Below are 20,365 nucleotides of genomic sequence, written 5' to 3'. Positions count from 1 at the left end.
CGGGCGCCAGCGCGGGCCTGCCGGGCGCGGGCGGGCATCGACGCGGCAGGCCGGCACGGAACTCCGGCGCGGGCCGGAGCGGGTCACCCCACGTATCTGCGGGCGGTGGAGCCCCGGCGGGCCCGCTGGAGGGTGCTCAGCCGGCGTTCCAGGTCGGGCGGGACGGGGTCGCGCTGCCGGAGCACCCAGGGCACACCGGCCAGCGCCCGGCCGACGGCGCGGAGCGAGGCGGTGTCCCGGGGCACCGTGGCCAGCAGGGCGCAGGTGCGGAGCAGCCCGGGCAGCAGGGGGCGCCGCAGCCAGGTGAACCACAGGGTGTTGCGCAGCCCGAGGACCCGGCGCTCGGTGCTGTCCCGCCGTACGGACGCCTCGTGATGGGCGGTCATGCCGTCCAGGTAGCTCAGCCACCAGCCCTGGCGCTGGAGGTCGGTGGCGAGCAGCTCCTCCTCACCGCCGAGCCACAGCCCCGGATGGAAGCCGCCCGCGCCCCGGAAGGCGTCGGTGCGCAGCACCGTGGCGGCCGCGAGGAACGAGCCCAGCGCGGGGCCCGGCAGCCAGTCGGGGCCGGTGAGCGGCGAGTCCCGCAGCTCCGCCGTGACCGGGTCCTCCGCGCCGGAGGGTTCCATGACGATGCGGGCGGTCACCGCGGCGAGCCCCGGGCGGGCGTCGAGCGCGTCCGCGGCCCGGCGCAGACTGCCGGGCTCCCACCAGGAGTCGTCGTCGCAGAAGGCGATGTAGGGGGTGCGGACCTGGCGCACCGCGAGGTTGCGGCCGACGGCGCCCAGGTTGCGGCCGGGCTGGAGCAGCCGTGTGGCGGGGAAGTCCCGGCGGACCGCCGCGGCCGTGCCGTCGACCGAGCCGTTGTCGGTGACGACCACCTCGGGTGCCTCCGGAAGCTTCGCCAGCTCGCGCAGCGTGCGCAGGAGTTCGTCCCGCCGGTTGCGGGTGATGACCACCACGGTCGTGCGGGCGTCGGGTCCTGCGGCGGTCATGCGGGTCCCTCTCTCCGGGCGCGCGCGGCCCGGTCGGTGTCGACGAGCCGGGCCGCCCGCTCGACGGCGGGGGGCAGCAGCCGGCGGCGGGCCAGGGCGGCGGGCAGCCGGGCGAGGAGTTCGCGCAGCGCGGGCGCGGCTCCGGGGCGGCCGGTGGCGGCGGCCACCGCGAGGCGCGCGCCGGCCGCGAGGGCGACGGACAGGGGGCGGCGCAGCCAGAGGGTGAGGACCTCGTTGCGCCACAGCCGGGGGCTGCGCCCCTGGCGGCCCGCCGGGGCCGGGTGATGACGGGCCGTCAGGGAGGGGTCGTAGGCGACGCCCCAGCCCTCGGCGGCGAGGTCGTAGGCGAGCAGGGTCTCCTCGCCGCCGAAGAAGAGCAGCGGGTGGAAACCGCCGGCCGCGCGGAAGGCGTCCCTGCGGACCACGCAGGCGCAGGCGAGGAAGCCGAGTACCGGGCGCCCCGGCAGGTCCGGATCGGGCGGCAGCGGGGAGGCGGCCAGCACGGTGTTGAGGGGGTCCTCCGCGCCCTCCGGACCGACCAGGGTTCGGGCGACCACCAGTCCCAGCCGGGGGTGGGCGTCCAGCAGGTCGGCGGCGCGGCGCAGCGCGCCGGGCTCCCACCAGGAGTCGTCGTCGCTGAAGGCGACATAGGGGGTGTCGGCGCGGTCCACGGCCAGGTTGCGGCCGAGCGCCCCGGTGTTGGCGCGGGGGCGCAGCAGCCGGGCGGCGCCGGGGTGGCGGCGGACAGCGCGGAGGGAGGCGTCTCCGGTGCTGTTGTCGACGACGATGACCGGTGGCCGTTCGGGCAGCGCGGTCAGGGCGTCGAGGGTGCGGACGAGGCTGGCGCAGCGGTCGCGGGTGATCACGGCGACGGTGACGCGGTCCTCGGCGCGGTCCCGGCGCGTGGCCGACGGGTCAGAGGTGGAGGGCACCGGCATCGACGCCGTATCCTCTCGGCGCCCCGGTGGGCGGAGTGGCCGGCAGCAGGTCGAGCGCGGCGAGGACGGCCTCCTCGGCCCCGATCCTGAGCAGACCGGGGTCGGTGACCGTGCCGTGCGGATCGCCGGGCGGGCCGGACCGCCACAGGGCGCGGTGCCGCGGCAGCGCGGGCGGCCCCCACAGGGCGGGCGGTACGGGCCCGAAGAGGGTCACCGAAGGCGTGCCGTGGGCGGACGCCAGGTGGGAGATCCCGGTGTCGCCGCTGACGACCAGCGCGGCGTGGGCGACGAGCGCGGAGAGGGCGCCGAAGGTCAGCCCGCCGGTGAGCAGGTCCCCGGCGGGCACGCTCCCGCTGCCGGCGACGTCCTGGACGAGGCCGTCCTCGCCGGGCCCGCCCGTGACGACGACCCGGTGTCCGAGTTCGCGCAGTCTCCGGGCGACGGCGCCGAAGCGTTCGGCGGGCCAGCGCCGGGCGACGGCGTCGGCCCCCGGATGGACGACGACGGCGCCCGGTGCCGGCGAGGGTCCGTCCGGCGGGGGCAGCCGCAGGTCGGCCGGGTCGGCGGGGATGCCGTAGGCGGCCAGGAAGCGGCACCAGCGGGCCCGCTCGTGCTCGTCGGGCCGCCAGGCGGGGGGCGGCCGGGAGCCGGGTCCCCGGTGGGCGTGGGCCAGCAGGTACCGGGGGTGGAGGGCGGCCAGGGCGTCGCGGCTCTCGGGCCCGTTGCCGTGCAGGTCGATCGCCAGGTCGGGGGGCGGGCCGGACCAGTGGGTCAGTCGGGGGACGGCGCGGCGGGGTGCCTCGGCGGGCAGTACGGCGTCGACGGTGCCGGTGGCGAGGGCCGCGTCGGTGAGCCCGGGAGGCAGGGCGAGGACGACCCGGTGGGCCGGGAAGGCCCGGCGGATGCCGCGCAGCGCGGGCACCCCGGCCAGCAGGTCGCCCAGGCCCAGGGCGCGCAGCACCAGCACGCCGGGGCGGGCGGGGGGAGGGGTCATCGGCGCGCTCCCTCGGTGCCGCCCGGCGCGTGGGCGGCGCGTTCGGCGATGCCGCTGGTGGAGCGCCCGTCGAGGTAGGGGAAGAGCACCACCTGGCCGTCCCAGCTGGCCACCAGGGACGCCTCGGGGAGGTCGGTGCGGGCGTAGTCGCCGCCCTTGGCCCAGATGTGGGGGCGGAGCCGGGCGAGGAGGAGTTCGGGGGTGTCCTCGTCGAACACGGCCACCGCGTCGACGCACTCCAGCGCGCGCAGTACCCGTACCCGGTCGGCGAGCGGCACGAGCGGGCGGCCGCCGCCCTTGCGGCGGCGTACGGAGGCGTCGGAGTTGACGCACACCACCAGGCAGTCGCCGGTACGGCGGGCCGCCTGGAGCAGGGCCACGTGGCCGGCGTGCAGCAGGTCGAAGCAGCCGCCGGCCGCGACGACGGTCCCGCCCGCGGCCCGTACCCGGGCGGCGGTGCGCAGCGCCTCGTCGGTGGGGGCGCCGACGGCTGCGGGGGCGGAGGGCCCGGGGGTCCGGCCGGCGTCCAGGGTGCGGACGCCGCCCTCGGCGACGTACCGGGTGGCGGCGTGCACGGCGCCGCGTACGGCGGCCTCGGTGAGCTGGCCGTCGGCGAGCAGCCCGGCAGCCGTCGCGGCGAAGCGGTCGCCCGCGCCGCAGGCGTCGCCCTGGGCGGTGACCGGCGAGGGGACCATGAGCGGGGTGCCGCCGTGCGAGAGGAGCGCGCCGCGCCCGCTCATCGTCACGGCCACGGAGGCGGCCCGCCAGTCCCCGACGAGCTGGTGCGCGTCCTGGGCGGCGACGCGGAGTTCGTCGTCGGGGTCCCCCACCGGGCCGCCGCCGCGGGCGGCGAAGGTGTGCGCCTCGGTGGCGGACGGTGTCGCCAGACGGACGCCGGGGACCGGCGGACGGCCGCGCGGGTGCGGGTCCCAGACGACGGGCACCCTGGCGGCGGCCTCGGTGAGCGCGGCCCGCAGGACGTCGGCGCAGCCGCGCCCGTAGTCGGCCACCAGGACGGCGCCCGCGGCGGCGACGGCCCGGCGGGCCCCGGCGGTGGCCTCCTCGGCGCGGCCCTCGCCGTCGTCCAGGCGCAACAGCGGCCTGCCCTCGGCGAGGACCCGGGTCTTGGTGGACAGGGTGCCGTCCAGCGGCAGCTCCAGCAGGCGGACCCGGTCGCCGAGGGTGGCGCGGAGTTCGGCGCTGGACGGATCGTCGCCGAGGGCGGTGACCAGCGTGACGTCCCGGCCGTCGGCGGCGGCGAGCCAGGCGGCCAGCGCCGCCCCGCCGGGCCGGGTGGCGCGGCGGACGTCGCTGACGACGGGTACGGGCGCGTCGGGCGCGAGCCGTTCGACGCGGCCGAACAGGTCGTGGTCGAGGAGGGCGTCTCCCACGACGAGGAGCGGGGCCGGGGTGGTCATGGGCGTTCCTTCCCGGCCACCGCCCAGTGCCGCCGGGCCGGTGACCTCCGGGGGCGCGCCGTGTGGCGGTCGATCGCGCTGTCGAAGGACTCGCAGAGCATGTGCACGGCAACCAGGTGCAGTTCCTGCACGGTGGCGGTGCTGGCCGCCCGGACGCACAGGGCGTCGTCGGCGGCGGCCAGGAGGGGGTTGGGGGCGGGGCCGGTCAGGGCCCACACGGTCATGCCGAGGCGGTGCGCCTCGGTGGCGGCGACGAGCAGGTTGGCGCTGGCGCCGCTGGTGGACAGCAGCATCAGCAGGTCGCCGTCGCGGCCGTGGGCGCCGACCTGGCGGGCGAAGATCTCCTGCACACCGTAGTCGTTGGCGATGGCGGTGGTGGCGGAGGTGTCGGCGTGCAGGGCGAGCGCGGAGAACGGCGGCCGGTCGGCCCGGTAGCGGCCCACCAGTTCGGCCGTCAGATGCTGGGCCTGGGCGGCGCTGCCTCCGTTGCCCGCGACCAGGAGCCGGGAGCCGTCGGCGAGATGGGCGGCGAGGGTGCCGCCCCACCGGTGGACGCGGGCGGCGTCCTCGCGGAAGACGGTGAGCGCCGTCATCAGGTCGTCGCAGTGCGTGGTGTCGGTGGCGGTGTTCATCGGACGACTCCGGAGAGCGAGGGGACGGACGACACCGCGCCGTAGACGCGGCTGACCCCGTCGGCGACGCGGTCCCAGGTGTAGCGCTCCAGCACCCGCCGCCGCCCCTCGGCGCCGTAGCGGGCCAGCCGGGCGGGGTCGGCCAGGAGTGCGCGGACGACGGCGCCGATCGTGGCCTCGTCGCCGTCGCCGGGCGGGACCAGGACGCCGGTCCGGCCGTCCACGACGGTGTCGAGCTGGCCGCCGACCGCGGTGGCGACGAGCGGGGTCCCGCAGGCCATGGCCTCGACGGGGACGATGCCGAACGGCTCGTAGCGGGGCAGGGAGAGTACCAGGTCGGCGTCGGACATCAGCGCGGGCATGTCCTCGCGGCCGACTCCGCCGAGCAGGGTGACCCGGTCGGCCACGCCGTACTCCCCGGCGAGGGCGAGCAGCCGTTCCGCCTCGGGCTCGGCGAAGAGCAGGGCCGGTTCCGGGCCGCCCGCGACGAGCAGTTCGGCGTCGGGGACGTGGGCCAGGGCGCGGATGGTGCGGTCGAAGCCCTTGCGCGGGACCAGCCGGCCCACGGTGAGCAGGCGGTGCCTCCCGGAGCGTGCGGGCCGGGGGCGCGGGGCGAACTGCCCGGGGTCGACGCCGCAGGGCACGACGTGCGTCCGCTCCCGGGGCAGCCCCATGGCCTGGAGTTCCCTCACCTCGTCGGCGCAGGTGGCGATGATCGCGTCGCAGGCCCGGCCGACGGCCGTCTCCGTGGCGATCCGGCCGGCGGGGCTGGTGTCGGCCGCTCCCTGGTGCCGCCGCTTCACGGTGCCCAGGGCGTGGTAGGTCTGCGCCACCGGCACGCCGAGTTCGCGGGCTCCGGCGAGGGCGGCGGTGCCGGACATCCAGAAGTGGGCGTGCACCACGTCGGGGCGCCGCTCGGCCCACTCCCGGCCCAGCCAGGCGCCGAACTCGGTCATGTAGGGCGGGAGTTCGTCTTTGGGCACGGGTGCGGCCGGCCCGGCGGGGACATGGACCACCTCGACGCCGTCGGCCGTGCGCACCCGGTCCGGCAGCCGGGGCGAGTCGCGGCGGGTGTACACGGTGACGTGGTGGCCCCGGCGGGCCAGCACTCCGGCGAGCTGGGCGACGTAGACGTTCTGGCCGCCCGCGTCCGGGCCGCCGAGCGCGGCCAGGGGGCTGGCGTGTTCGGAGACCATGGCGACGCGGGCCGGGGCGTGGTGCTGAGTCATCGGGTGACCTCCTTGATCAGGCGTTCCCAGTCGTCCAGGAACCGCCGTTCTCCGTAGCGGGCCAGCGCGGCCGCCCGGGCCGCGTCGCCGGTCCGCCGCGCCTGGCCGGGGTCCGCGAGGAAGGCGCGCACGGCGGAACCGAGCACCTCCAGGCGGTTGGAGACGACCCCGGCGCCCTCGGGCACCGCCTCGCGCACCTCGGTGGTGTCCAGCGCGACCACCGGCATGCCGAGGAACATGGCCTCCAGCAGGGACAGTCCCAGCGAGGTCCAGCGGACCGGGTGCGCGTACAGCCGGCAGCGGGCCATCGCGGTGTGCAGGTCGTCCTGGGCGAGGTCCCGGCTGCGGCAGCGTCCGGGCGGCAGGCCGAGGTGCCCGGCGAGCCCCTCGGTGCGCATGCCGAAGACGTCCAGCGGCGCCCAGGACGCGAACCGGGGCAGCAGGTCCGTGCCGGTGGTACGGCCCCTGCGCACGGGCTCGTTGACGACGACCGCGGCGCGCGGCTCCTCCCCCGTCCAGCGGTGGCCGGGGTCGATGATGCCGTGCTCGATCACCGTGGCCGGTGCCCGGCCGTTGTCCCACATCAGGTGGTTGAAGTGGGTGACGTGCACGAGGGGTATGTCGGACCGGCCGGCCAGCGGGTGCCGGGTGTCCACCGCCGTCTCGTGGGGGCTGTTGTGCTCGACGTAGACGGCGGGCACGTCGACGCCGGGGCGGCGGCCGGTCCAGCGGTGGGCCAGTTCGAGTTCGTGCGGGCGCTGAAGCACCATCAGGTCGATCTTGGCGTCCCGCAGTTGCTCCGGGGTGCGTTCGAGCACGGTGTCGGGCCACTGCCAGGTGCGGGCGCGGCCGAGCCCGTCGGGGCCGCGGTCCTCGGTGACCGGGACGAGGAAGGTCGCGCGGCCCTGCACGAACGCCGTCAGCCATGAGCCGTGCACATGCCATACCAGGATGTTCATGGTTCTCCCTCCTCACATCGCGGGCTGGAGCAGCTTCTGGACGGCGCTGAGCACGTCGTGCGCCGTCACCTCGTCCAGGCAGGGATGGCCGGGCACCGGGCACTGCCGGGCCCTGCTGTCCGCGCAGGGCGCGTCCTGGCGGCCGAGCAGCACGCCGGGCACCCCGTACGGCCCCCAGCGCCCGGCCGGGACCACCGGGGCGAACAGCGAGACGACCGGTGTCCCGACGGCGGCCGCCAGATGGGCCGGGCCGGTGTTGCCGCAGACCACCGCGTCGGCCAGGCGCAGCACGCCGGACAGGGTGCGCGGGTCGGTGCGGCCGCCCAGGTCGATCGCGGTGCCGCCGCTCACCCGCCGGGTCAGCTCGCCCTCGTCCGGACCGCCCGTGACGACCACCCGGTGCCCGGCGTCGGTGAGCAGGGCGACGGCCTCGGCGCACCGCTCGGGGCTCCAGGCGCGCGCCGGGGCGCTGGCGCCGGGGTGGACGACGACGTAGGGGCCGTTGCCGGTGAGGGCGGCGGTGTCGGGGGGCGGCAGCACGCGCAGCCGTCCGTCGTCGCCGGGGCGCGGGGTGAACCCCATGGCCAGGGCGGTGTCGAGCGCGGCCTCGGCCTCGTGCCGCCCCGGCAGCCGCCGGTGCCGTACGTCCAGCAGCCGGCCGGGGTGGTCGGTGCTGTCGGCGCCGGTGCGGGCGACTCCGGCCAGGCGCAGCAGCAGTGCGGTGGGCAGGGGGCTCTGGTGGAAGGAGGTGAGGATCAGCGCGTCGTCCGCCGCGACCACCCGCAGTCGGCCCAGCAGGTCATCGATGTCGGCCACTTCGACGTCGGGCGGATCGAAGCCCTCCCACGGCGCCTCCCACACCAGCACCTCGTCGACGCCGGGCAGCAGCCGGGCCGCCGGTGCCCCGCGGGGGCCGCAGAGCAGGGCGACGTGCTCGTGGTGCGCGGCGACCGCGCGCACGGCGGGTCCGGCGAGCAGCACGTCACCGAAGCTGTCGAGCCGGACGACCAATGCCGTCATGTCCCCTCGCCCCCGTCCGCGGGCAGCAGCGACCGTACGGCCGCGAGCAGGTCGGTGGCGGTGTCGGGTTCCGCCGCGACCTCCTCGGGCCGGGTGGCCGCGTTGGCGACGAGGATGGCGCGGGCCCCGGCGGCCCGGCCGGCCCGCACATCGGCGGCGATGTCACCGATGACCACGCAGTCCCCCGGCGCCTGCCCGAGGGCCTCGGCGGCCCGGAGCACCAGGCCGGGCCGGGGTTTGCGGCAGTCGCAGCCGGCGTCGGGGGCGTGCGGGCAGTAGACCCAGACGCCGAGGCCGCCGAGCAGTTCGTCGGCGCGGGCGTTCACGCGGCGCACGGCGGCGTCGGAGATCAGGCCCCGGCCGACGCCCGACTGGTTGCTCACCACACCGGTGGCGATCCCGGCGGCGCGCAGCAGGTCCACTGCCTGCCGGGCGCCGGGCAGCAGCCGGACCCGGCCGGGGTCGCCGTTGTAGGGGACGTCGGCCACGAGGGTGCCGTCGCGGTCGAAGAGGACGGCGGCGGGGGTGTCCCGGCGGTTCATGGCACCCTCCTCAGCGGTGCGGCGTTGCGGTGCCGGATCCGGCCGGTGAGCCGGTGGCCGACGGCGAGCGGGGGGATGACCACACTGGTCGCCGCCATGGTCGCCGTCTCACGGGGGGTGCGCGGGCCGGGCAGGATGCGGGCGAGGGCGAACTCGGCCGTGCCGGCCGCCCACAGGGCCCCGGCGAGGGCGGCGGCCCGGCGCCGCCCGGCGAGGGCGAGGAGGGAAGCGGCGAGCCCGGCGGCCGTGACCAGCGCGTGCAGTGGCAGCCGTCCACGGGGCGCCTGCGCGCGCGACCACCAGTCCCGGCCGTGCAGCCGGTTCATCAGCGCGTCGTCGGCGTTGCCGCGCTGCGCGCGCAGCGAGACCCAGGGGTCGGCGGCCCGCACCGGATGCCGGGTGGTGCGCACGCCCCGGTGCAGCGTCCAGCCCGCCGCCAGCACGCGCAGCGCGAGGTCGGCGTCCTCCCGGAAGGCGCGGCGGAACCGTTCGTCGAAGCCGCCGGCGGCTTCGAGCGCGGCCGTCCGGTACGCCATGTCGGCGGTGGCCCAGGCGGCCCCCTCCAGCCCCGCGGTGCCGCGTTCGAAGTCGGTGGGCCTGCGCCCCGCCGGGAGCGGCACAACCAGCCGGCCCTGGATGCCCCCGGTCCCCCTTCCGGCCCGCGAGAGGTCGTCGGCGAGACGGCGGGACCAGTCGGGGAGCACCTGGACGTCGTCGTCCAGGAAGACGGTCCAGGGCGTGCGCACCGTGCGCCACCCGGTGTTGCGGGCGGCGGCGGGTCCCCGGCCCCCGGTGCCGAGCACGCGCACCCGCTCCCGGAGCGCACCGGCGGCGGTGAGCGGCAGCGGCCCTGCGGGGCCGGGGCGGTCGTCCACGACGACGATCTCCTCGGGCGGGTGCCCGGTGGCCCCGGCCAGCGCGCGCAGGCAGTCGGCGAGGCAGGCGCGGCCGATCGTCGGGACGACGACGCTGTAGGCGGGGGCGGCCGTCATGCGAAGACCTCCGCGCGCCGGACGGCGAACGGCCCGAGGGCCAGCAGGTCCACGGGGGCGGACCCGAAGCACTCCAGCGCGTCGCGCGGATCGTCGACCATCGGCCGTCCGGCGGTGTTGAGGCTGGTGTTGACCACCACCGGCAGCCCGGTGCGCCGCTCGAAGCCCTCGATCATGCGGGCCACCAGGGGCTCCTCGGCCCGGTCCACGGTCTGGATGCGCGCGGTGCCGTCCACGTGCACCACGGCCGGGATACGCTCCCGCCACGCCTCGGCCACCTCGTGCACGAAGAGCATGTACGGGCTGGGCAGCGGGCCGTCGAAGAGTTCGGGTGCGCGTTCGGCCAGCACCATCGGCGCGACGGGCCGGAACTCCTCGCGCCCCTTGACCGCGTTGAGGCGTTCGAGGTTGGCGGCGCGGCCGGGGTGGGCCAGCAGCGACCGGTGCCCCAGCGCGCGCGGCCCGTACTCGCTGCGCCCCTGGAACCAGGCCACGATGCCGTCGCGGGCGAGTTCCTCCGCGACCGTCTCCGCGATGTCCGCGGGCTCGTCGTACGGTACGGCGGCCCGCTCCAGCCACGCGCGCAGCTCGGGCACGCTCCACTCCCGGCCGAGCGCGGCGGTCGGCATCGCCTCCACCGGCCCGTCGAGGTGGGCGATGTGCAGGGCGGCGCCGAGGGCGGTACCGGCGTCCCCGGCGGCGGGCTGCACCCAGACGGTGTCGAAGGGGCCCTCGCGGTGCAGCCGGGTGTTGGCCACGCAGTTGAGGGCGACGCCCCCGGCGAGGGTGAGCACCCGGTCGCCGGTGCGCTCGTGCAGCCACCGGGCGAGGTCGAGCAGGACCTCCTCCAGGCAGGCCTGGGCGCTGGCGGCGAGGTCGGCGTGCTCCTCGGTCCACGGTTCCCCGGCGGGCCGGGCCGGGGCGAGTTCGGCCCAGGGCACCGAGCGGGCCCGGAACCGTCCCTCGCCGTCCGCGCCGACGTGGCCGCGGAGTTCGTCGAGGAAGCGGGGCTTGCCGTAGGAGGCGAGCGCCATCACCTTGAACTCGTCGCTGCTGCGCAGGAATCCGAGGTGGTCGGTGAGTTCCTCGTAGAACAGGCCCATCGAGTCGGGGAGGGACTGCGCGGCCAGTACGTCGAGGCGGCGGCCGGTGTAGCGGCCGGCCAGGTGGGAGCCGCACTCGCCGCGGCCGTCCAGCACCAGGACGGCGCAGTCGGGGTAGGGGGACGCCTGGCCTGCGGAGGCGGCGTGGGCCACGTGGTGGGGGACGAAGCGCACCTTCTCCGGGTCGAGTCCCGGCAGCGCCTCGGCCAGGAAGCCGGGGGCCTCGCGGGCGTACTCCTGCCGCAGCCGGTCCCAGGGGTCGTTGAGACCCAACTGCTCGGCTGGGAGCGCCAGTTCGGGGTCGTAGGAGTAGGCGACGGCGTCCAGCGCGGAGGCGTCGAGCCCGGCGCGGTCCAGGCACCAGCGGGCGGACTGCTCCGGCAGTTCCCAGGCCGAGAAGGGCACCGGGCGCTTGCCGTGCTTGCGCCGGCTGAACCGCTCCTCCTCCGCCGCCGCCACGACACGGCCGTCCACGATCAGGGCGGCGGCCGGGTCGTGGAAGAGGGAGTTGATGCCGAGGACGCGCATGCGGTGCCTCCGTCGAGCTGGGGGGGATGGAGCGCAGGGCTTACGAGGGCAGGCGGCTCGGCGCGGGGTGCCCGTACGGCTCCGGGTGGTCGCCGTTGGGCGAGGCCGGCGGCCGGGCGGGCGCGGGTGCGCCGAAGCGGGCCGCGGCGAAGTGATCGATGGTCCGCCGGATGCCCTCCTCCCAGGGCACCTGCGGGGTCCAGCCGAGCAGTTCGCGCGCCAGGGTGGTGTCGGGGCGGCGGCGCTGGGGGTCGTCGGCGGGGCGGTCCACGTACTCGATCCGGGAACTGGAGCGGGCGAGTTCCACCACGCGCAGCGCGATGTCGCGGACGGTCACCTCGTCGGTGCCGCCGATGTTGACCGGCCGTACCGACCGGCTGGCCGCGACCAGCAGGATGCCGTCCACCGTGTCGTCGACGTAGCACAGCGACCGGGTCTGGCTGCCGTCACCGGCCACCGGCAGCGGCTCCCCCGCCAGGGCCCGGCAGACGAAGACGGGCACGGCCCGGCCGTCCAGCGGGCGCATGCGCGGGCCGTAGGTGTTGAACAGGCGGACGATGCCCGCGTCCGTGCCGTTGGCGCCCACGTGGGCGGTGACCAGGGCCTCGGAGAACCGTTTCGACTCGTCGTAGACGCTGCGCGGGCCCACCGGGTTGACGTTGCCCCAGTAGTCCTCGCGCTGGGGGTGCACCAGGGGGTCTCCGTACACCTCGGAGGTGGACGCCAGCAGGAAACGGGCTCCGTCGCGCTCCGCCACGGCCAGCATGTTGCGGGTGCCGAGACTCCCGCAGTCCAGGGTCTGAAGCGGCAGCCGGAGGTAGTCGGCCGGGGAGGCGGGGCAGGCGAAGTGCAGGACCAGGTCGTAGGGGCCCGGCAGGCGGTCCGGGGTGCCGTGGGCGCACACGTCCTGCTCGTGGTACCGGAAGCCGGGGCGGCCGACGAGATGGGCGACGTTGGCGCGCGAGCCGGACGACAGGTCGTCGACGCAGTCGACCGCGACACCCTGCTCGACGAGGTGCTCGCACAGATGGCTGCCGAGGAAACCGGCACCGCCGGTCACCACGGCGCGCCGCCAGCGTGTGGAAGGCGTGGCATCAGTCATGGGAGTCCTCGGTCCCGCGCCGAGTCGCACCGGTCCGTACGCCAGGGGGCGGGACCGTCACTGGGAAGAGGAGACGCGCGCTCGCACGGGGAGGTGTGGGGAGCTGCGGATGTGAAGTGATCGCAAGGGCGATGCGGAACGTGGCCCGCTCCGCGATCCGCCCGCTCGGGGCGGCACTGTCACGGGGTTCCCGTGCCGGCAGAGTTCACACGTTGATTCCTGCCTCGGAGCCACGGGGCCCTTCCCCCGGCACCGCGCCGCGTGTCTTCCGTGTTCCGCGCAGGGGCGGGCCCCGGCGGCGCGGAACACGTTCATCTCCTGAAACGTACTGCGCCAGGGATACCGTCCACCGCCGGGCCCGTGCCCGGCTCGGTCGCCTGCGGGTGGTCGCGGAAACAGTCACAGGAAATTGAACCTTTCACGTTTCAGGACAAGGCAGGCGGATACCCGCACGCAGTCGTACCAACAGCTCAAAGGAAGTGTTCACGGTGGGCGCACCGAGCCTGACCCCGCAGGAACTGCGCGGACTGGCCGAGATGGAGCAGGGATTGAACGACCGGGCCTGCCGGCGCTGGGAGGCGGCGGAGCGGGCCGGTCTGAGCACGCCGTGGCCGATGGACCCTACGCAGGTGTGAGGGGGGACGCGATGATGCGCGAGGAACCGAACGGCGAGGAACCAGGAGAGACGAACCTGCCCCGCCCTCGGCGCCGGCTCACGGAGGAGGAGTTCCGTGAGCTGATGCGGGAGGCCCGGCAGGAGGCGCGCCGGCGGCGGTACGGCCGGCCGCCCGAGGAGGACTCCGCGGTGGCGCTGCGTACCCAGCACGCCGAGTTCGGCGCCGCGGCCCATTGACGCCCTTCGCCCGGCGGCTGCCGGTCCGGCCGCCGGGCGAAGGCCCGGTCCCTCAGTCGTTCGGCCTGGCCGCGCTGATGTCGCCGAGCGCGGAGGTCTCGTCCCGCTCGATGGCCAGGTCGCCGAGGGCGATGATGCCCACCGCCTCGTCGCCCTCCACCACGGGGAGCCTGCGGACGGCGTGCTCGCGCATCAACTCCACGGCGTGGTCGACGCTTTCGTCCGGACCGATGGTGACCAGGTCCTCCGAGGCGGCCTCGATCACAGTGGTCCGATCGGGGTCCACACCCTCGGCGAAGGCGCGTACCACCAGATCGCGGTCGCTCACCAGGCACCTCAGGTGGCCGTCCTCGGTCACCAGGACGGTGCCCACGTCCTCGTCGCGCATCAGCCGGGCCACGGTCGCCACCGACGCCTGCGGCTCCACGGTCACGAGGTCGCTGGTCATGATGTCGCGCACCTGCTGCGCCATCACCGGCCTCCCTTCTCGTCGCTTCGTGCGAGGCGTCTGCCGGGTACCCCGCAGGGCGACTTCACACCACTGCCGGGAAGCGGGTACCCGGCCGGAGACAGACGGAGAGGAGCGAGATGGACGCCCCCGCACTGATCGTCATCGACATGATCAGCACGTACGAGCACCAGGACGCGGAGCTGCTGGTGCCCTCGGCCGAGCGGGTGGTGCCCGTGGTGGCCGACCTGATCGCCCGCGCCCGCGCGGCGGAGGCGCCGGTGATCTACGCCAACGACAACTTCGGCCAGTGGCGCTCCCACCACGGCGAACTGGTCGAGACCGCGCTGGCCGGCCCGCACCGCGAGCTCGTCGAGCCCATCCTGCCGGACGACGCCTCGATGTTCGTGGTGAAGGCCCGCCACTCCATCTTCTACGAGACCCCGATGACGTACCTGCTGTGGCAACTGGGCGTCAGGCACGTGGTGCTGTGCGGCCAGGTCACCGAACAGTGCGTGCTGTACTCCGCGCTGGACGCCCATATCCGCCACCTGGACGTCACAGTGCCCCCGGACGCCGTCGCCTCCATCCACCCCCATCTGGAGTCCGCGGCGCTGGAGATGATGGAGCGCAACATGGGCGCCCGGCTGCTCCCGGCCAAGGAGATCCACTTCTAGGCCGCCGGACCGGCTCGCCCCTCCGGCGGGCGCTCGGTTCATCCGTTCGGGGGCGCGGACGCGTGATCCGTGGTCACCGGGTTACTCGTGCGGCAGTGCGCGGGCATTCCCGGCCCGCGCCGGGTGCTGCGCGAAGGAGGAAACCGTGGCCATCCGGTACCAGCTCATCCGGCGTCCGCCGGCCGCCGTGTGGAAGGTGCTCGAAGAGCCTTCCTGCTACGCGGACTGGGTCGTGGGCACCCACGAGACGGCACCCCGTGAGGGCGACTGGCCCGAGCTGGGCTCGTCCCTCGCCTACAACATCAAGCTCGGCCCGTGCCGCGTCGACGGCTACACCGTGGTGCGCCGCTACGAGCCGCCGCGGTGTCTGGAGCTGGAGGCCAGGGCGCCCTTCGGCAACGCGCGCATCGCCATCGACGTACGCGAGTGGGGCGGCGACACCCTCGTCATCGTGGACGAGCACCCGCTGAGCGGGCTGGGCGGCAAGCTGCACAACGTCGTCCTCGACGCCGTGATCCAGCTCCGGCACCGGGACATGCTGGGCCGGCTGGCCAAGCTCGTCGAGCGGCGAAGTCCCCGGCCCCCCGGCGCCGAGGAGGCGGACCATGAGTGACGCCGTGATCATCGGCTCCGGGCCGAACGGGCTGGTCGCGGCCAACCTGCTCGCGGACCAGGGCTGGAGCGTGGAGGTGCTGGAGGCCCAGGACCGGCCCGGCGGCGCCGTGTACAGCGACCGCGGGGTCCACCCCGACTTCGTGAACGACGTCTTCAGCTCCTTCTACCCGCTGGCCGCCGCCTCCCCCGTGATCGACGGACTCCGGCTGGAGGAACACGGGCTGCGCTGGACGCACGCCCCGCACGTCCTGGCCCACCCGCTGGCCGGCGACCGCTGCGCGGTGATCGACCGGGACGTGGAGGCCACCGCCGAGGGCCTGGAGAGGCTCTGCCCCGGGGACGGTGACGCCTGGCGCGCCCAGTACGCGACCTGGGAAAGGGTCGGCTCCGACCTCCTCCAGGCGCTCTTCACCACGATGCCGCCGGTCCGGGCGCTGGCCGGGCTCGGTTGGAAGCTGCGCGGCGGCGGCGCCCTGCGCCTGGCCCGCTCCATGCTGCTGCCGGTTCGCCGCCTCGGCGAGGAGGAGTTCGACGGCGAGGGAGCCAGGCTGCTGCTCGCGGGCAACGCCCTGCACGCGGACCTCGGCCCGGAGTCGGCGATCGGCGGCGGCTTCGGCTGGATCATGTCGATGCTCGGCCAGCAGTTCGGTTTTCCCGTGCCGGTGGGTGGCGCGGTCGGCCTCACGGACGCGTTGGTCAGCCGGCTCCGGCAGCGGGGCGGCGTGATCCGCTGCGGGGAGCCGGTGACGCGGATCGTGGTCGAGCGCGGCCGGGCCGTCGCGGTCCGTACGGCCGCCGGTGACACGGTCCCGGCCCGGCGCGCCGTACTGGCGGACGTCTCCGCGCCCGCCCTCTACGGACGGCTTGTCGCCCCCGAACACCTGCCCTCGCAGGTCCTCGAGGACATGCGGCGCTTCCAGTGGGACTTCGCCACCTTCAAGGTCGACTGGGCGCTGGACTCCACCGTCCCGTGGCGGGCCGGGGCGGCGAGCGGCGCCGGAACCGTGCACCTGGCGGACAGCGTGGACGACCTCACCCGGTTCGCCGCCCAGATCGCCATGGGGCAGATCCCCGCCAACCCGTTCCTGCTGGTGGGGCAGATGACCACCGCCGACCCGACCCGGTCGCCCGCGGGCACCGAGTCGGCCTGGGCCTACACCCATCTGCCCCGCGAGGTGCGCGGCGACGCCGGGGACGCCGGGCTCACCGGCTCCTGGGACGCGGCCGAGCGGGAGATCATGGCGGACCGGATGGAGCGGCGGATCGAGCAGTTCGCGCCCGGTTTCCGGGCCCGGATTCTGAGCCGGCGCGTGCTGTCGCCGCTCACGCTCCAGTCCGAGGACGCCAACCTCAGCGTGGGCGCCCTCAACGGCGGCACCACCGCCCTGCACCAGCAGGCGGTGTTCCGGCCGATCCCCGGCACCGGCCGCCCGGAGACGCCGGTCAGGGGGCTGTACCTGGCCTCCTCCTCCGCGCACCCCGGCGGCGGGGTGCACGGCGCCCCCGGTGCCAACGCGGCGCGGGCCGCGCTGGGTGTCCGCCGCTCCTTCGCGGAGGTGATGTCCCTGGTGCAGCGGACCCTGACGCGCGGAAGCGGGGCGGCCGCGGTGGGGAACCGCTGACCGCCCCGCTCCGGGGCTCCGAAGGGTTCAGCCCTCCAGGGTGCGGATGATCGCGGAGGAGAAGGCGTCGAGATCACCGGGGTGGCGGGAGGTGATCAGCGGGTGGCCGCCCTCGGTGTCGACCACGACCTCCTGGTCCGTCCAGTTGGCGCCCGCGTTGACCAGGTCTTCCATCAGTGTCTGGTAGGAGGTCATGTCGCGGCCCTCGGTGAGTTCGCTGTTCACCAGCAGCCAGGGTCCGTGGCAGACCGACGCCACCGGCTTGCCCTCCCGCGCGAACGCGGTGACCAGGCGCTGTGCGTCCTCGTCGATGCGCAGCTGGTCGGCGTTGATGGTGCCGCCGGGGACCACTACCGCGTCGTAACCCTCCGACGTCGCCTCCGCGAGCGTGGTGTCCGGTTCGACCTTGTCGCCGGGGTCCTTGTCGAGGACGAGGGTGGCGATGGCCTCCGGCTTCTGGGCCGCGATCACGACGCGGGCACCCGCGTCGCGCAGGGCCGCCACCGGCTTCTGCAGTTCGTCTTGTTCCGTCCCGTAGTTCGTCGTGAGAACGAGGACGCTCTTGCCGTCGAGAGCCATGGGTTCGTACTCCTCCCGTCTCCCCCTGCTTCCCGGTGCGGACCTCGCTCCTGGCGGCGTCCGGCGCCGGTCTTACCCGCACCGGCTGCCCCTTTGGCCCCGTTTCATTCGACGGCGGCCGGAATCCTTTCCAGCACGCCGCCCGCGAACACGTCGTACAGGGGCAGGGTCTCCAGATGGACGTAGCCGATGTGGCAGTCGCAGCTCGTCAGCGGGCAGGGGCGGGGACGGAGCGCGGGCCGGTAGGAACCGTCGTAGAGGTTGCCGAGTTCGGCGGGGACGAAGTGACAGCGGCGGACCGTGCCGTCGCCGTCCACCGAGATCACGGACTCACCGGTACGGCACGGCAGCCCGGCGCTGGCGTGCGGGTGCCGGCTGTACGGGAAGAGCGGGTCGATCCCGGTCCACACCCCGGCCTCCGCGTCGTCGTAGGTGTGCCCCTCGGCCGCGTTCACCCAGAGGTACACCCGCTCCGGCAGCTCGGCCCGCAGCCGCCGGGCCGCGTCGAGGTGCTCGGGCAGCCCCACGATGCCGACGCTGTAGCGGACGCCGAGCCGGTCCAGCTCCCGGCACTTGCCGAGGAACCGGTCGTACGGGGTCTGGCCGGGGTGGTACGTGCACCACAGCGCCAGGGTGTCGCGGTCGGCGTCGGCCAGCCAGTCCGTGCGGCAGCTCAGGTTGGTCTGGATGGCGACACGGCGGATGTGCGGTTGGTGGGAGAGGCCGGTCAGGGCGCGCCGGTACCAGGAGCGCACCAGCCCCTCGCCCCACGGCGTGAACAGCACCGAGAGCCGGTCCTCGGTGCGGTCGGCGGCCCAGCCGGCGAACCGCTCCAGGCTCGCCCGGTCGGCCCGCAACCGTTCCCGGCTGTCCCGGCGCTTGGCGAACGGGCAGTAGGGACAGTCGTAGTCGCAGGAGGCCAGTGGCCCCCGGTACAGCAGGGTCAGGTCCATGACGGGCGGCTCACTTGCGCTCGTAGGCGGCCATCGAGGCCCGCACGGCCGGGGAGAACAGCTCGGGGCCGAGCGCGTCGGAGTGGGCCAGCCCCTCCGGGGTCAGCCGCAGTACCGGGCCGGACTCCAGCCAGCCCAGGTCCGCGAACCGCGCCAGCTCGGCCGGGAAGTCCCCGGCCGGGGTACGGCCGCCGAACCGGGCGCGGTAGTCGGCCACCACCAGCCCGTCCGCCTGGAGCAGCGACTGCAGCAGATGGCGGCGGCGCGCCTCGTCCCCGGTCATCGGGTGCCCGTACTCGGCGTGCGCGAAGTCGCCGGCGGGGCGGGTGACGTAGTCGTCGATGATCTCGCGGATCTCGTGCATGCCGACCGCGTAGTCGAAGGAGTAGTGCAGCCCGGCGGTGTACGAGCGCGCGCCGCAGCCCAGCCCGATCATGCCGTCGGTCTGGCAGGCGTAGTCCTCGGCTCCCTCGGCCGGGGCGCCGGCGCGGCGGAACATCCGCATGGACCGCTGCTCGTAGCCGTGCGCCAGGAGATGGTCGCGTCCGGCGCGGTAGAGCCGGAGCCGCTGTTCGTCCCACTCCGGGTCGGCTCCGACGGCGCGCCGGCCGAGGCCGGTCAGCGGGCGTATGTAGAGCGGGTAGAGGTACAGCTCCTCGGGCCGCCAGGCGAGGGCGGCGTCCAGCGAGCGCAGCCAGCTGAGCTCGGTCTGCCCCTCGATGCCGTAGATCAGGTCGATGTTGAGCACGGGTATCCCCGCCTCCCGCACCCGCCCGAGCGCCGCCTCCACATCGGCCCGGCGCTGCGGGCGTACGGCGGCCCGCGCCTCGGTGTCGTCGAAGCTCTGCACGCCGAGGCTGAGGCGGGTGGCGCCGCGCTCGGCGAGGACGGCGAGCCGGTCGGCGGTGGCCGTCGCCGGGGACGCCTCCACGGAGAGCGGGACGGCGCGCAGGTCGGCGCCCATCCGGTGCTCGGCGATGTCGCAGAGCCGGGTCAGCTCGGCGGCGGTGAGGAAGGTGGGCGTGCCGCCCCCGAACGCGGCGGTGGCGAACCGGACCGGCTCCCGCTCCCCCAGCGCCTCCCGCACCGCGCCCGCCTGCCGCTCCAGCGCGTCGAGGTAGGCCCCAGTAAGACCGTCCGGGGCGCCGATGCGGGTGAACAGGTTGCAGAACCCGCACCGCACCTCGCAGAAGGGGACGTGCAGATAGAGCGAGAGCGCGTCCTTGGGCTCACCCGCCCAGAGGTCCCGCAGCAGGGGCCGGCCGGTGAGCTCCCGGTACGCGGTCTTGTGCGGGTAGGCGTAGACATAACTCTGGTACGGGGCCGGGGCGGCCGCGGTGGCCGGGGTCATCGGGTGGCACCCTGGTCGAGCAGGAAGTGGGCGTAGGGCACGGTCCACACCGACTCGTGGCCGATGCGGTGGCCGCTCCAGCCGTCGTCGCCGTAGGCGGTGCCGTGGTCGGAGCAGACGAGGGCGAGGCAGGGCCGGCGGCTGCTCATGGCGGTGAACAGCCGGCCGATGTGCCGGTCCACGTACTCCAGCGCGGCGGCGTGGGTGGCGCGGGAGTCGCCGTCCTCCTTGCGCGCGCCGGGCAGGTGGAACCAGTTGGGCTGGTGCAGCGCGGAGACGTTGACGAAGAGGAACAGCGGCTGCTCCGGTGCCGTCCCGGCGGCGATCTCCTCGGCGCGGGCTACCTGGGACTCGAAGGAGGTCGGGGAGGCGACCCCGAACTCCGGCTCCCAGTGCGACTCCTCGAACAGTCCGGGCAGCACCGAGCCGAGCGCGCCCTGCTTGTTGAAGAAGCCCACGCCCCCGACGCACGCCGTGCGGTAGCCCGCCTTGGCGAGGCCGGAGACCAGGTCGGGGGTGTCGTAGACGAAGGTGCCGTCGGCCGTGGTCTCGCTGCCCGCGAAGGCGGCGGCGAACAGGCGGGGATGGCGGCCGGGTTCGGCGGGGGTGGGCAGGAAGCCGGCGAAGACGGCCTGGTGGGAGGCGTAGGTGAAGCTGCCCGGCGCGTGCCGCTTCTCCCAGCGGCCGCCGGGGAGATGGCGGGCCAGGTTCGGGATGCGGCCGGCCTCGGCGAGTTCGGCGGCCACGTCGTAGCGGAGGGTGTCGAGGGTGACCAGCAGGATGTCGTGGCTGCCGACGATCCGGTTCATGTCCGGTAC

22 protein-coding genes are annotated in these 20,365 nt (G+C 75.4%); 5 read left to right on the top strand and 17 right to left on the bottom strand.

What is annotated here, in order from left to right; all coding sequences use genetic code 11:
* Positions 1–83 precede the first annotated feature (83 nt).
* Genes EV284_RS18050 through EV284_RS17995 form a run of 12 tightly spaced genes read right to left on the bottom strand, consistent with a single transcriptional unit; the run spans position 84 to position 12,449 of the window.
* A complete protein-coding gene (locus EV284_RS18050; RefSeq protein WP_130335360.1) occupies positions 84–992 on the bottom strand; it encodes a glycosyltransferase in 909 nt (302 codons plus the stop codon).
* A complete protein-coding gene (locus EV284_RS18045) occupies positions 989–1,930 on the bottom strand; it encodes a glycosyltransferase (protein WP_130335358.1) in 942 nt (313 codons plus the stop codon). Before EV284_RS18045 ends, EV284_RS18050 begins: the two co-directional genes overlap by 4 nt.
* Positions 1,908–2,924: a glycosyltransferase family 9 protein gene (locus tag EV284_RS18040; RefSeq protein WP_130335356.1), complete on the bottom strand. Its 1,017-nt coding sequence runs from the start codon at positions 2,922–2,924 to the stop codon at positions 1,908–1,910. Before EV284_RS18040 ends, EV284_RS18045 begins: the two co-directional genes overlap by 23 nt.
* The gene (locus EV284_RS18035; RefSeq protein ID WP_130335354.1) at positions 2,921–4,342 is read right to left on the bottom strand and encodes a PfkB family carbohydrate kinase; all 1,422 of its coding nucleotides are present in this window, start codon (positions 4,340–4,342) and stop codon (positions 2,921–2,923) included. Before EV284_RS18035 ends, EV284_RS18040 begins: the two co-directional genes overlap by 4 nt.
* Positions 4,339–4,974 carry an SIS domain-containing protein gene (locus EV284_RS18030; RefSeq protein WP_130335352.1) on the bottom strand — a complete coding sequence of 212 codons (636 nt, stop codon included), beginning with the start codon at positions 4,972–4,974 and terminating at the stop codon, positions 4,339–4,341. Before EV284_RS18030 ends, EV284_RS18035 begins: the two co-directional genes overlap by 4 nt.
* Entirely contained in the window at positions 4,971–6,203 is a 1,233-nt protein-coding gene (locus EV284_RS18025; RefSeq protein WP_130335350.1) for a glycosyltransferase, read from the bottom strand. The genes EV284_RS18030 and EV284_RS18025 overlap by 4 nt, the downstream gene beginning before the upstream one ends.
* Positions 6,200–7,162 (bottom strand): glycosyltransferase, encoded by a 963-nt coding sequence (locus EV284_RS18020; RefSeq protein WP_130335348.1) that lies wholly within the window; start codon positions 7,160–7,162, stop codon positions 6,200–6,202. Before EV284_RS18020 ends, EV284_RS18025 begins: the two co-directional genes overlap by 4 nt.
* A 12-nt stretch (positions 7,163–7,174) precedes the next feature.
* Complete coding sequence (locus tag EV284_RS18015) at positions 7,175–8,182, bottom strand: glycosyltransferase family 9 protein (protein WP_130335346.1); 1,008 nt, start codon at positions 8,180–8,182, stop codon at positions 7,175–7,177.
* The gene (locus tag EV284_RS18010; protein ID WP_130335344.1) at positions 8,179–8,724 is read right to left on the bottom strand and encodes an HAD family hydrolase; all 546 of its coding nucleotides are present in this window, start codon (positions 8,722–8,724) and stop codon (positions 8,179–8,181) included. The genes EV284_RS18015 and EV284_RS18010 overlap by 4 nt, the downstream gene beginning before the upstream one ends.
* The gene (locus EV284_RS18005) at positions 8,721–9,716 is read right to left on the bottom strand and encodes a glycosyltransferase (protein WP_130335342.1); all 996 of its coding nucleotides are present in this window, start codon (positions 9,714–9,716) and stop codon (positions 8,721–8,723) included. Before EV284_RS18005 ends, EV284_RS18010 begins: the two co-directional genes overlap by 4 nt.
* Positions 9,713–11,347 (bottom strand): carbamoyltransferase C-terminal domain-containing protein, encoded by a 1,635-nt coding sequence (locus tag EV284_RS18000; protein ID WP_130335340.1) that lies wholly within the window; start codon positions 11,345–11,347, stop codon positions 9,713–9,715. Before EV284_RS18000 ends, EV284_RS18005 begins: the two co-directional genes overlap by 4 nt.
* Positions 11,348–11,387: 40 nt before the next feature.
* Positions 11,388–12,449, bottom strand: coding sequence for an NAD-dependent epimerase/dehydratase family protein (locus EV284_RS17995; protein WP_130335338.1), 1,062 nt, complete (start codon positions 12,447–12,449; stop codon positions 11,388–11,390).
* 488 nt (positions 12,450–12,937) lie between these two features.
* Between EV284_RS17995 and EV284_RS32745 the strand changes: the two genes are divergently transcribed.
* On the top strand, positions 12,938–13,084 hold the full coding sequence (locus EV284_RS32745) for a hypothetical protein (RefSeq protein ID WP_165425570.1): 147 nt from the start codon (positions 12,938–12,940) through the stop codon (positions 13,082–13,084).
* Positions 13,085–13,095: 11 nt separating this feature from the next.
* Positions 13,096–13,302, top strand: coding sequence for a hypothetical protein (locus EV284_RS17990; protein ID WP_130335336.1), 207 nt, complete (start codon positions 13,096–13,098; stop codon positions 13,300–13,302).
* 52 nt (positions 13,303–13,354) lie between these two features.
* Here the strand turns inward: EV284_RS17990 and EV284_RS17985 are convergent, their stop codons facing one another.
* Positions 13,355–13,774: a CBS domain-containing protein gene (locus EV284_RS17985; protein WP_130335334.1), complete on the bottom strand. Its 420-nt coding sequence runs from the start codon at positions 13,772–13,774 to the stop codon at positions 13,355–13,357.
* Between the two features lie 116 nt (positions 13,775–13,890).
* Here EV284_RS17985 and EV284_RS17980 point away from each other — a divergent pair, with 116 nt between their 5' ends.
* The 3 genes from EV284_RS17980 to EV284_RS17970 all read left to right on the top strand — a co-directional run bounded on the left by EV284_RS17980 (position 13,891) and on the right by EV284_RS17970 (position 16,664).
* Positions 13,891–14,427, top strand: coding sequence for an isochorismatase family cysteine hydrolase (locus EV284_RS17980; protein ID WP_130335332.1), 537 nt, complete (start codon positions 13,891–13,893; stop codon positions 14,425–14,427).
* A gap of 145 nt (positions 14,428–14,572) precedes the next feature.
* Positions 14,573–15,040, top strand: a complete 468-nt coding sequence (locus tag EV284_RS17975) for an SRPBCC family protein (protein ID WP_130335330.1) — start codon at positions 14,573–14,575, stop codon at positions 15,038–15,040.
* A complete protein-coding gene (locus EV284_RS17970) occupies positions 15,033–16,664 on the top strand; it encodes an NAD(P)/FAD-dependent oxidoreductase (RefSeq protein WP_207229064.1) in 1,632 nt (543 codons plus the stop codon). The genes EV284_RS17975 and EV284_RS17970 overlap by 8 nt, the downstream gene beginning before the upstream one ends.
* A 27-nt stretch (positions 16,665–16,691) precedes the next feature.
* Here EV284_RS17970 and EV284_RS17965 read toward each other — a convergent pair whose 3' ends face one another.
* The 4 genes from EV284_RS17965 to EV284_RS17950 all read right to left on the bottom strand — a co-directional run bounded on the left by EV284_RS17965 (position 16,692) and on the right by EV284_RS17950 (position 20,356).
* Complete coding sequence (locus EV284_RS17965; protein ID WP_130335328.1) at positions 16,692–17,243, bottom strand: type 1 glutamine amidotransferase domain-containing protein; 552 nt, start codon at positions 17,241–17,243, stop codon at positions 16,692–16,694.
* A gap of 104 nt (positions 17,244–17,347) precedes the next feature.
* On the bottom strand, positions 17,348–18,196 hold the full coding sequence (locus EV284_RS17960; RefSeq protein WP_130335326.1) for an STM4011 family radical SAM protein: 849 nt from the start codon (positions 18,194–18,196) through the stop codon (positions 17,348–17,350).
* A 10-nt stretch (positions 18,197–18,206) separates the two neighbouring features.
* Positions 18,207–19,547 carry an STM4012 family radical SAM protein gene (locus EV284_RS17955; protein ID WP_130335324.1) on the bottom strand — a complete coding sequence of 447 codons (1,341 nt, stop codon included), beginning with the start codon at positions 19,545–19,547 and terminating at the stop codon, positions 18,207–18,209.
* Complete coding sequence (locus tag EV284_RS17950; protein WP_130336402.1) at positions 19,544–20,356, bottom strand: STM4013/SEN3800 family hydrolase; 813 nt, start codon at positions 20,354–20,356, stop codon at positions 19,544–19,546. Before EV284_RS17950 ends, EV284_RS17955 begins: the two co-directional genes overlap by 4 nt.
* Positions 20,357–20,365: the final 9 nt, after the last annotated feature.

Origin of the sequence: Streptomyces sp. BK022 (assembly GCF_004217355.1) — a bacterium.
Lineage (GTDB): Bacteria > Actinomycetota > Actinomycetes > Streptomycetales > Streptomycetaceae > Streptomyces > Streptomyces griseoluteus.
Note: the sequence above shows the minus strand (reverse complement) of the source record. Positions and strands in the feature narration are given on the sequence as shown.

What these genes read in the sequence shown, in the direction of transcription:
- EV284_RS18040 (WP_130335356.1), bottom strand. Translation starts at nt 2,924, where the DNA reads ATGACCCCTCCCCCCGCCCGCCCCGGCGTGCTGGTGCTGCGCGCCCTG.
- EV284_RS18025 (WP_130335350.1), bottom strand. Translation starts at nt 6,203, where the DNA reads ATGACTCAGCACCACGCCCCGGCCCGCGTCGCCATGGTCTCCGAACAC.
- EV284_RS18020 (WP_130335348.1), bottom strand. Translation starts at nt 7,162, where the DNA reads ATGAACATCCTGGTATGGCATGTGCACGGCTCATGGCTGACGGCGTTC.
- EV284_RS17980 (WP_130335332.1), top strand. Translation starts at nt 13,891, where the DNA reads ATGGACGCCCCCGCACTGATCGTCATCGACATGATCAGCACGTACGAG.
- EV284_RS17955 (WP_130335324.1), bottom strand. Translation starts at nt 19,547, where the DNA reads ATGACCCCGGCCACCGCGGCCGCCCCGGCCCCGTACCAGAGTTATGTC.
- EV284_RS17970 (WP_207229064.1), top strand. Translation starts at nt 15,033, where the DNA reads ATGAGTGACGCCGTGATCATCGGCTCCGGGCCGAACGGGCTGGTCGCG.
- EV284_RS17985 (WP_130335334.1), bottom strand. Translation starts at nt 13,774, where the DNA reads ATGGCGCAGCAGGTGCGCGACATCATGACCAGCGACCTCGTGACCGTG.
- EV284_RS17960 (WP_130335326.1), bottom strand. Translation starts at nt 18,196, where the DNA reads ATGGACCTGACCCTGCTGTACCGGGGGCCACTGGCCTCCTGCGACTAC.
- EV284_RS17995 (WP_130335338.1), bottom strand. Translation starts at nt 12,449, where the DNA reads ATGACTGATGCCACGCCTTCCACACGCTGGCGGCGCGCCGTGGTGACC.
- EV284_RS18005 (WP_130335342.1), bottom strand. Translation starts at nt 9,716, where the DNA reads ATGACGGCCGCCCCCGCCTACAGCGTCGTCGTCCCGACGATCGGCCGC.
- EV284_RS17990 (WP_130335336.1), top strand. Translation starts at nt 13,096, where the DNA reads ATGATGCGCGAGGAACCGAACGGCGAGGAACCAGGAGAGACGAACCTG.
- EV284_RS17950 (WP_130336402.1), bottom strand. Translation starts at nt 20,356, where the DNA reads ATGAACCGGATCGTCGGCAGCCACGACATCCTGCTGGTCACCCTCGAC.
- EV284_RS18035 (WP_130335354.1), bottom strand. Translation starts at nt 4,342, where the DNA reads ATGACCACCCCGGCCCCGCTCCTCGTCGTGGGAGACGCCCTCCTCGAC.
- EV284_RS18000 (WP_130335340.1), bottom strand. Translation starts at nt 11,347, where the DNA reads ATGCGCGTCCTCGGCATCAACTCCCTCTTCCACGACCCGGCCGCCGCC.
- EV284_RS18010 (WP_130335344.1), bottom strand. Translation starts at nt 8,724, where the DNA reads ATGAACCGCCGGGACACCCCCGCCGCCGTCCTCTTCGACCGCGACGGC.
- EV284_RS18050 (WP_130335360.1), bottom strand. Translation starts at nt 992, where the DNA reads ATGACCGCCGCAGGACCCGACGCCCGCACGACCGTGGTGGTCATCACC.
- EV284_RS18015 (WP_130335346.1), bottom strand. Translation starts at nt 8,182, where the DNA reads ATGACGGCATTGGTCGTCCGGCTCGACAGCTTCGGTGACGTGCTGCTC.
- EV284_RS18030 (WP_130335352.1), bottom strand. Translation starts at nt 4,974, where the DNA reads ATGAACACCGCCACCGACACCACGCACTGCGACGACCTGATGACGGCG.
- EV284_RS17965 (WP_130335328.1), bottom strand. Translation starts at nt 17,243, where the DNA reads ATGGCTCTCGACGGCAAGAGCGTCCTCGTTCTCACGACGAACTACGGG.
- EV284_RS18045 (WP_130335358.1), bottom strand. Translation starts at nt 1,930, where the DNA reads ATGCCGGTGCCCTCCACCTCTGACCCGTCGGCCACGCGCCGGGACCGC.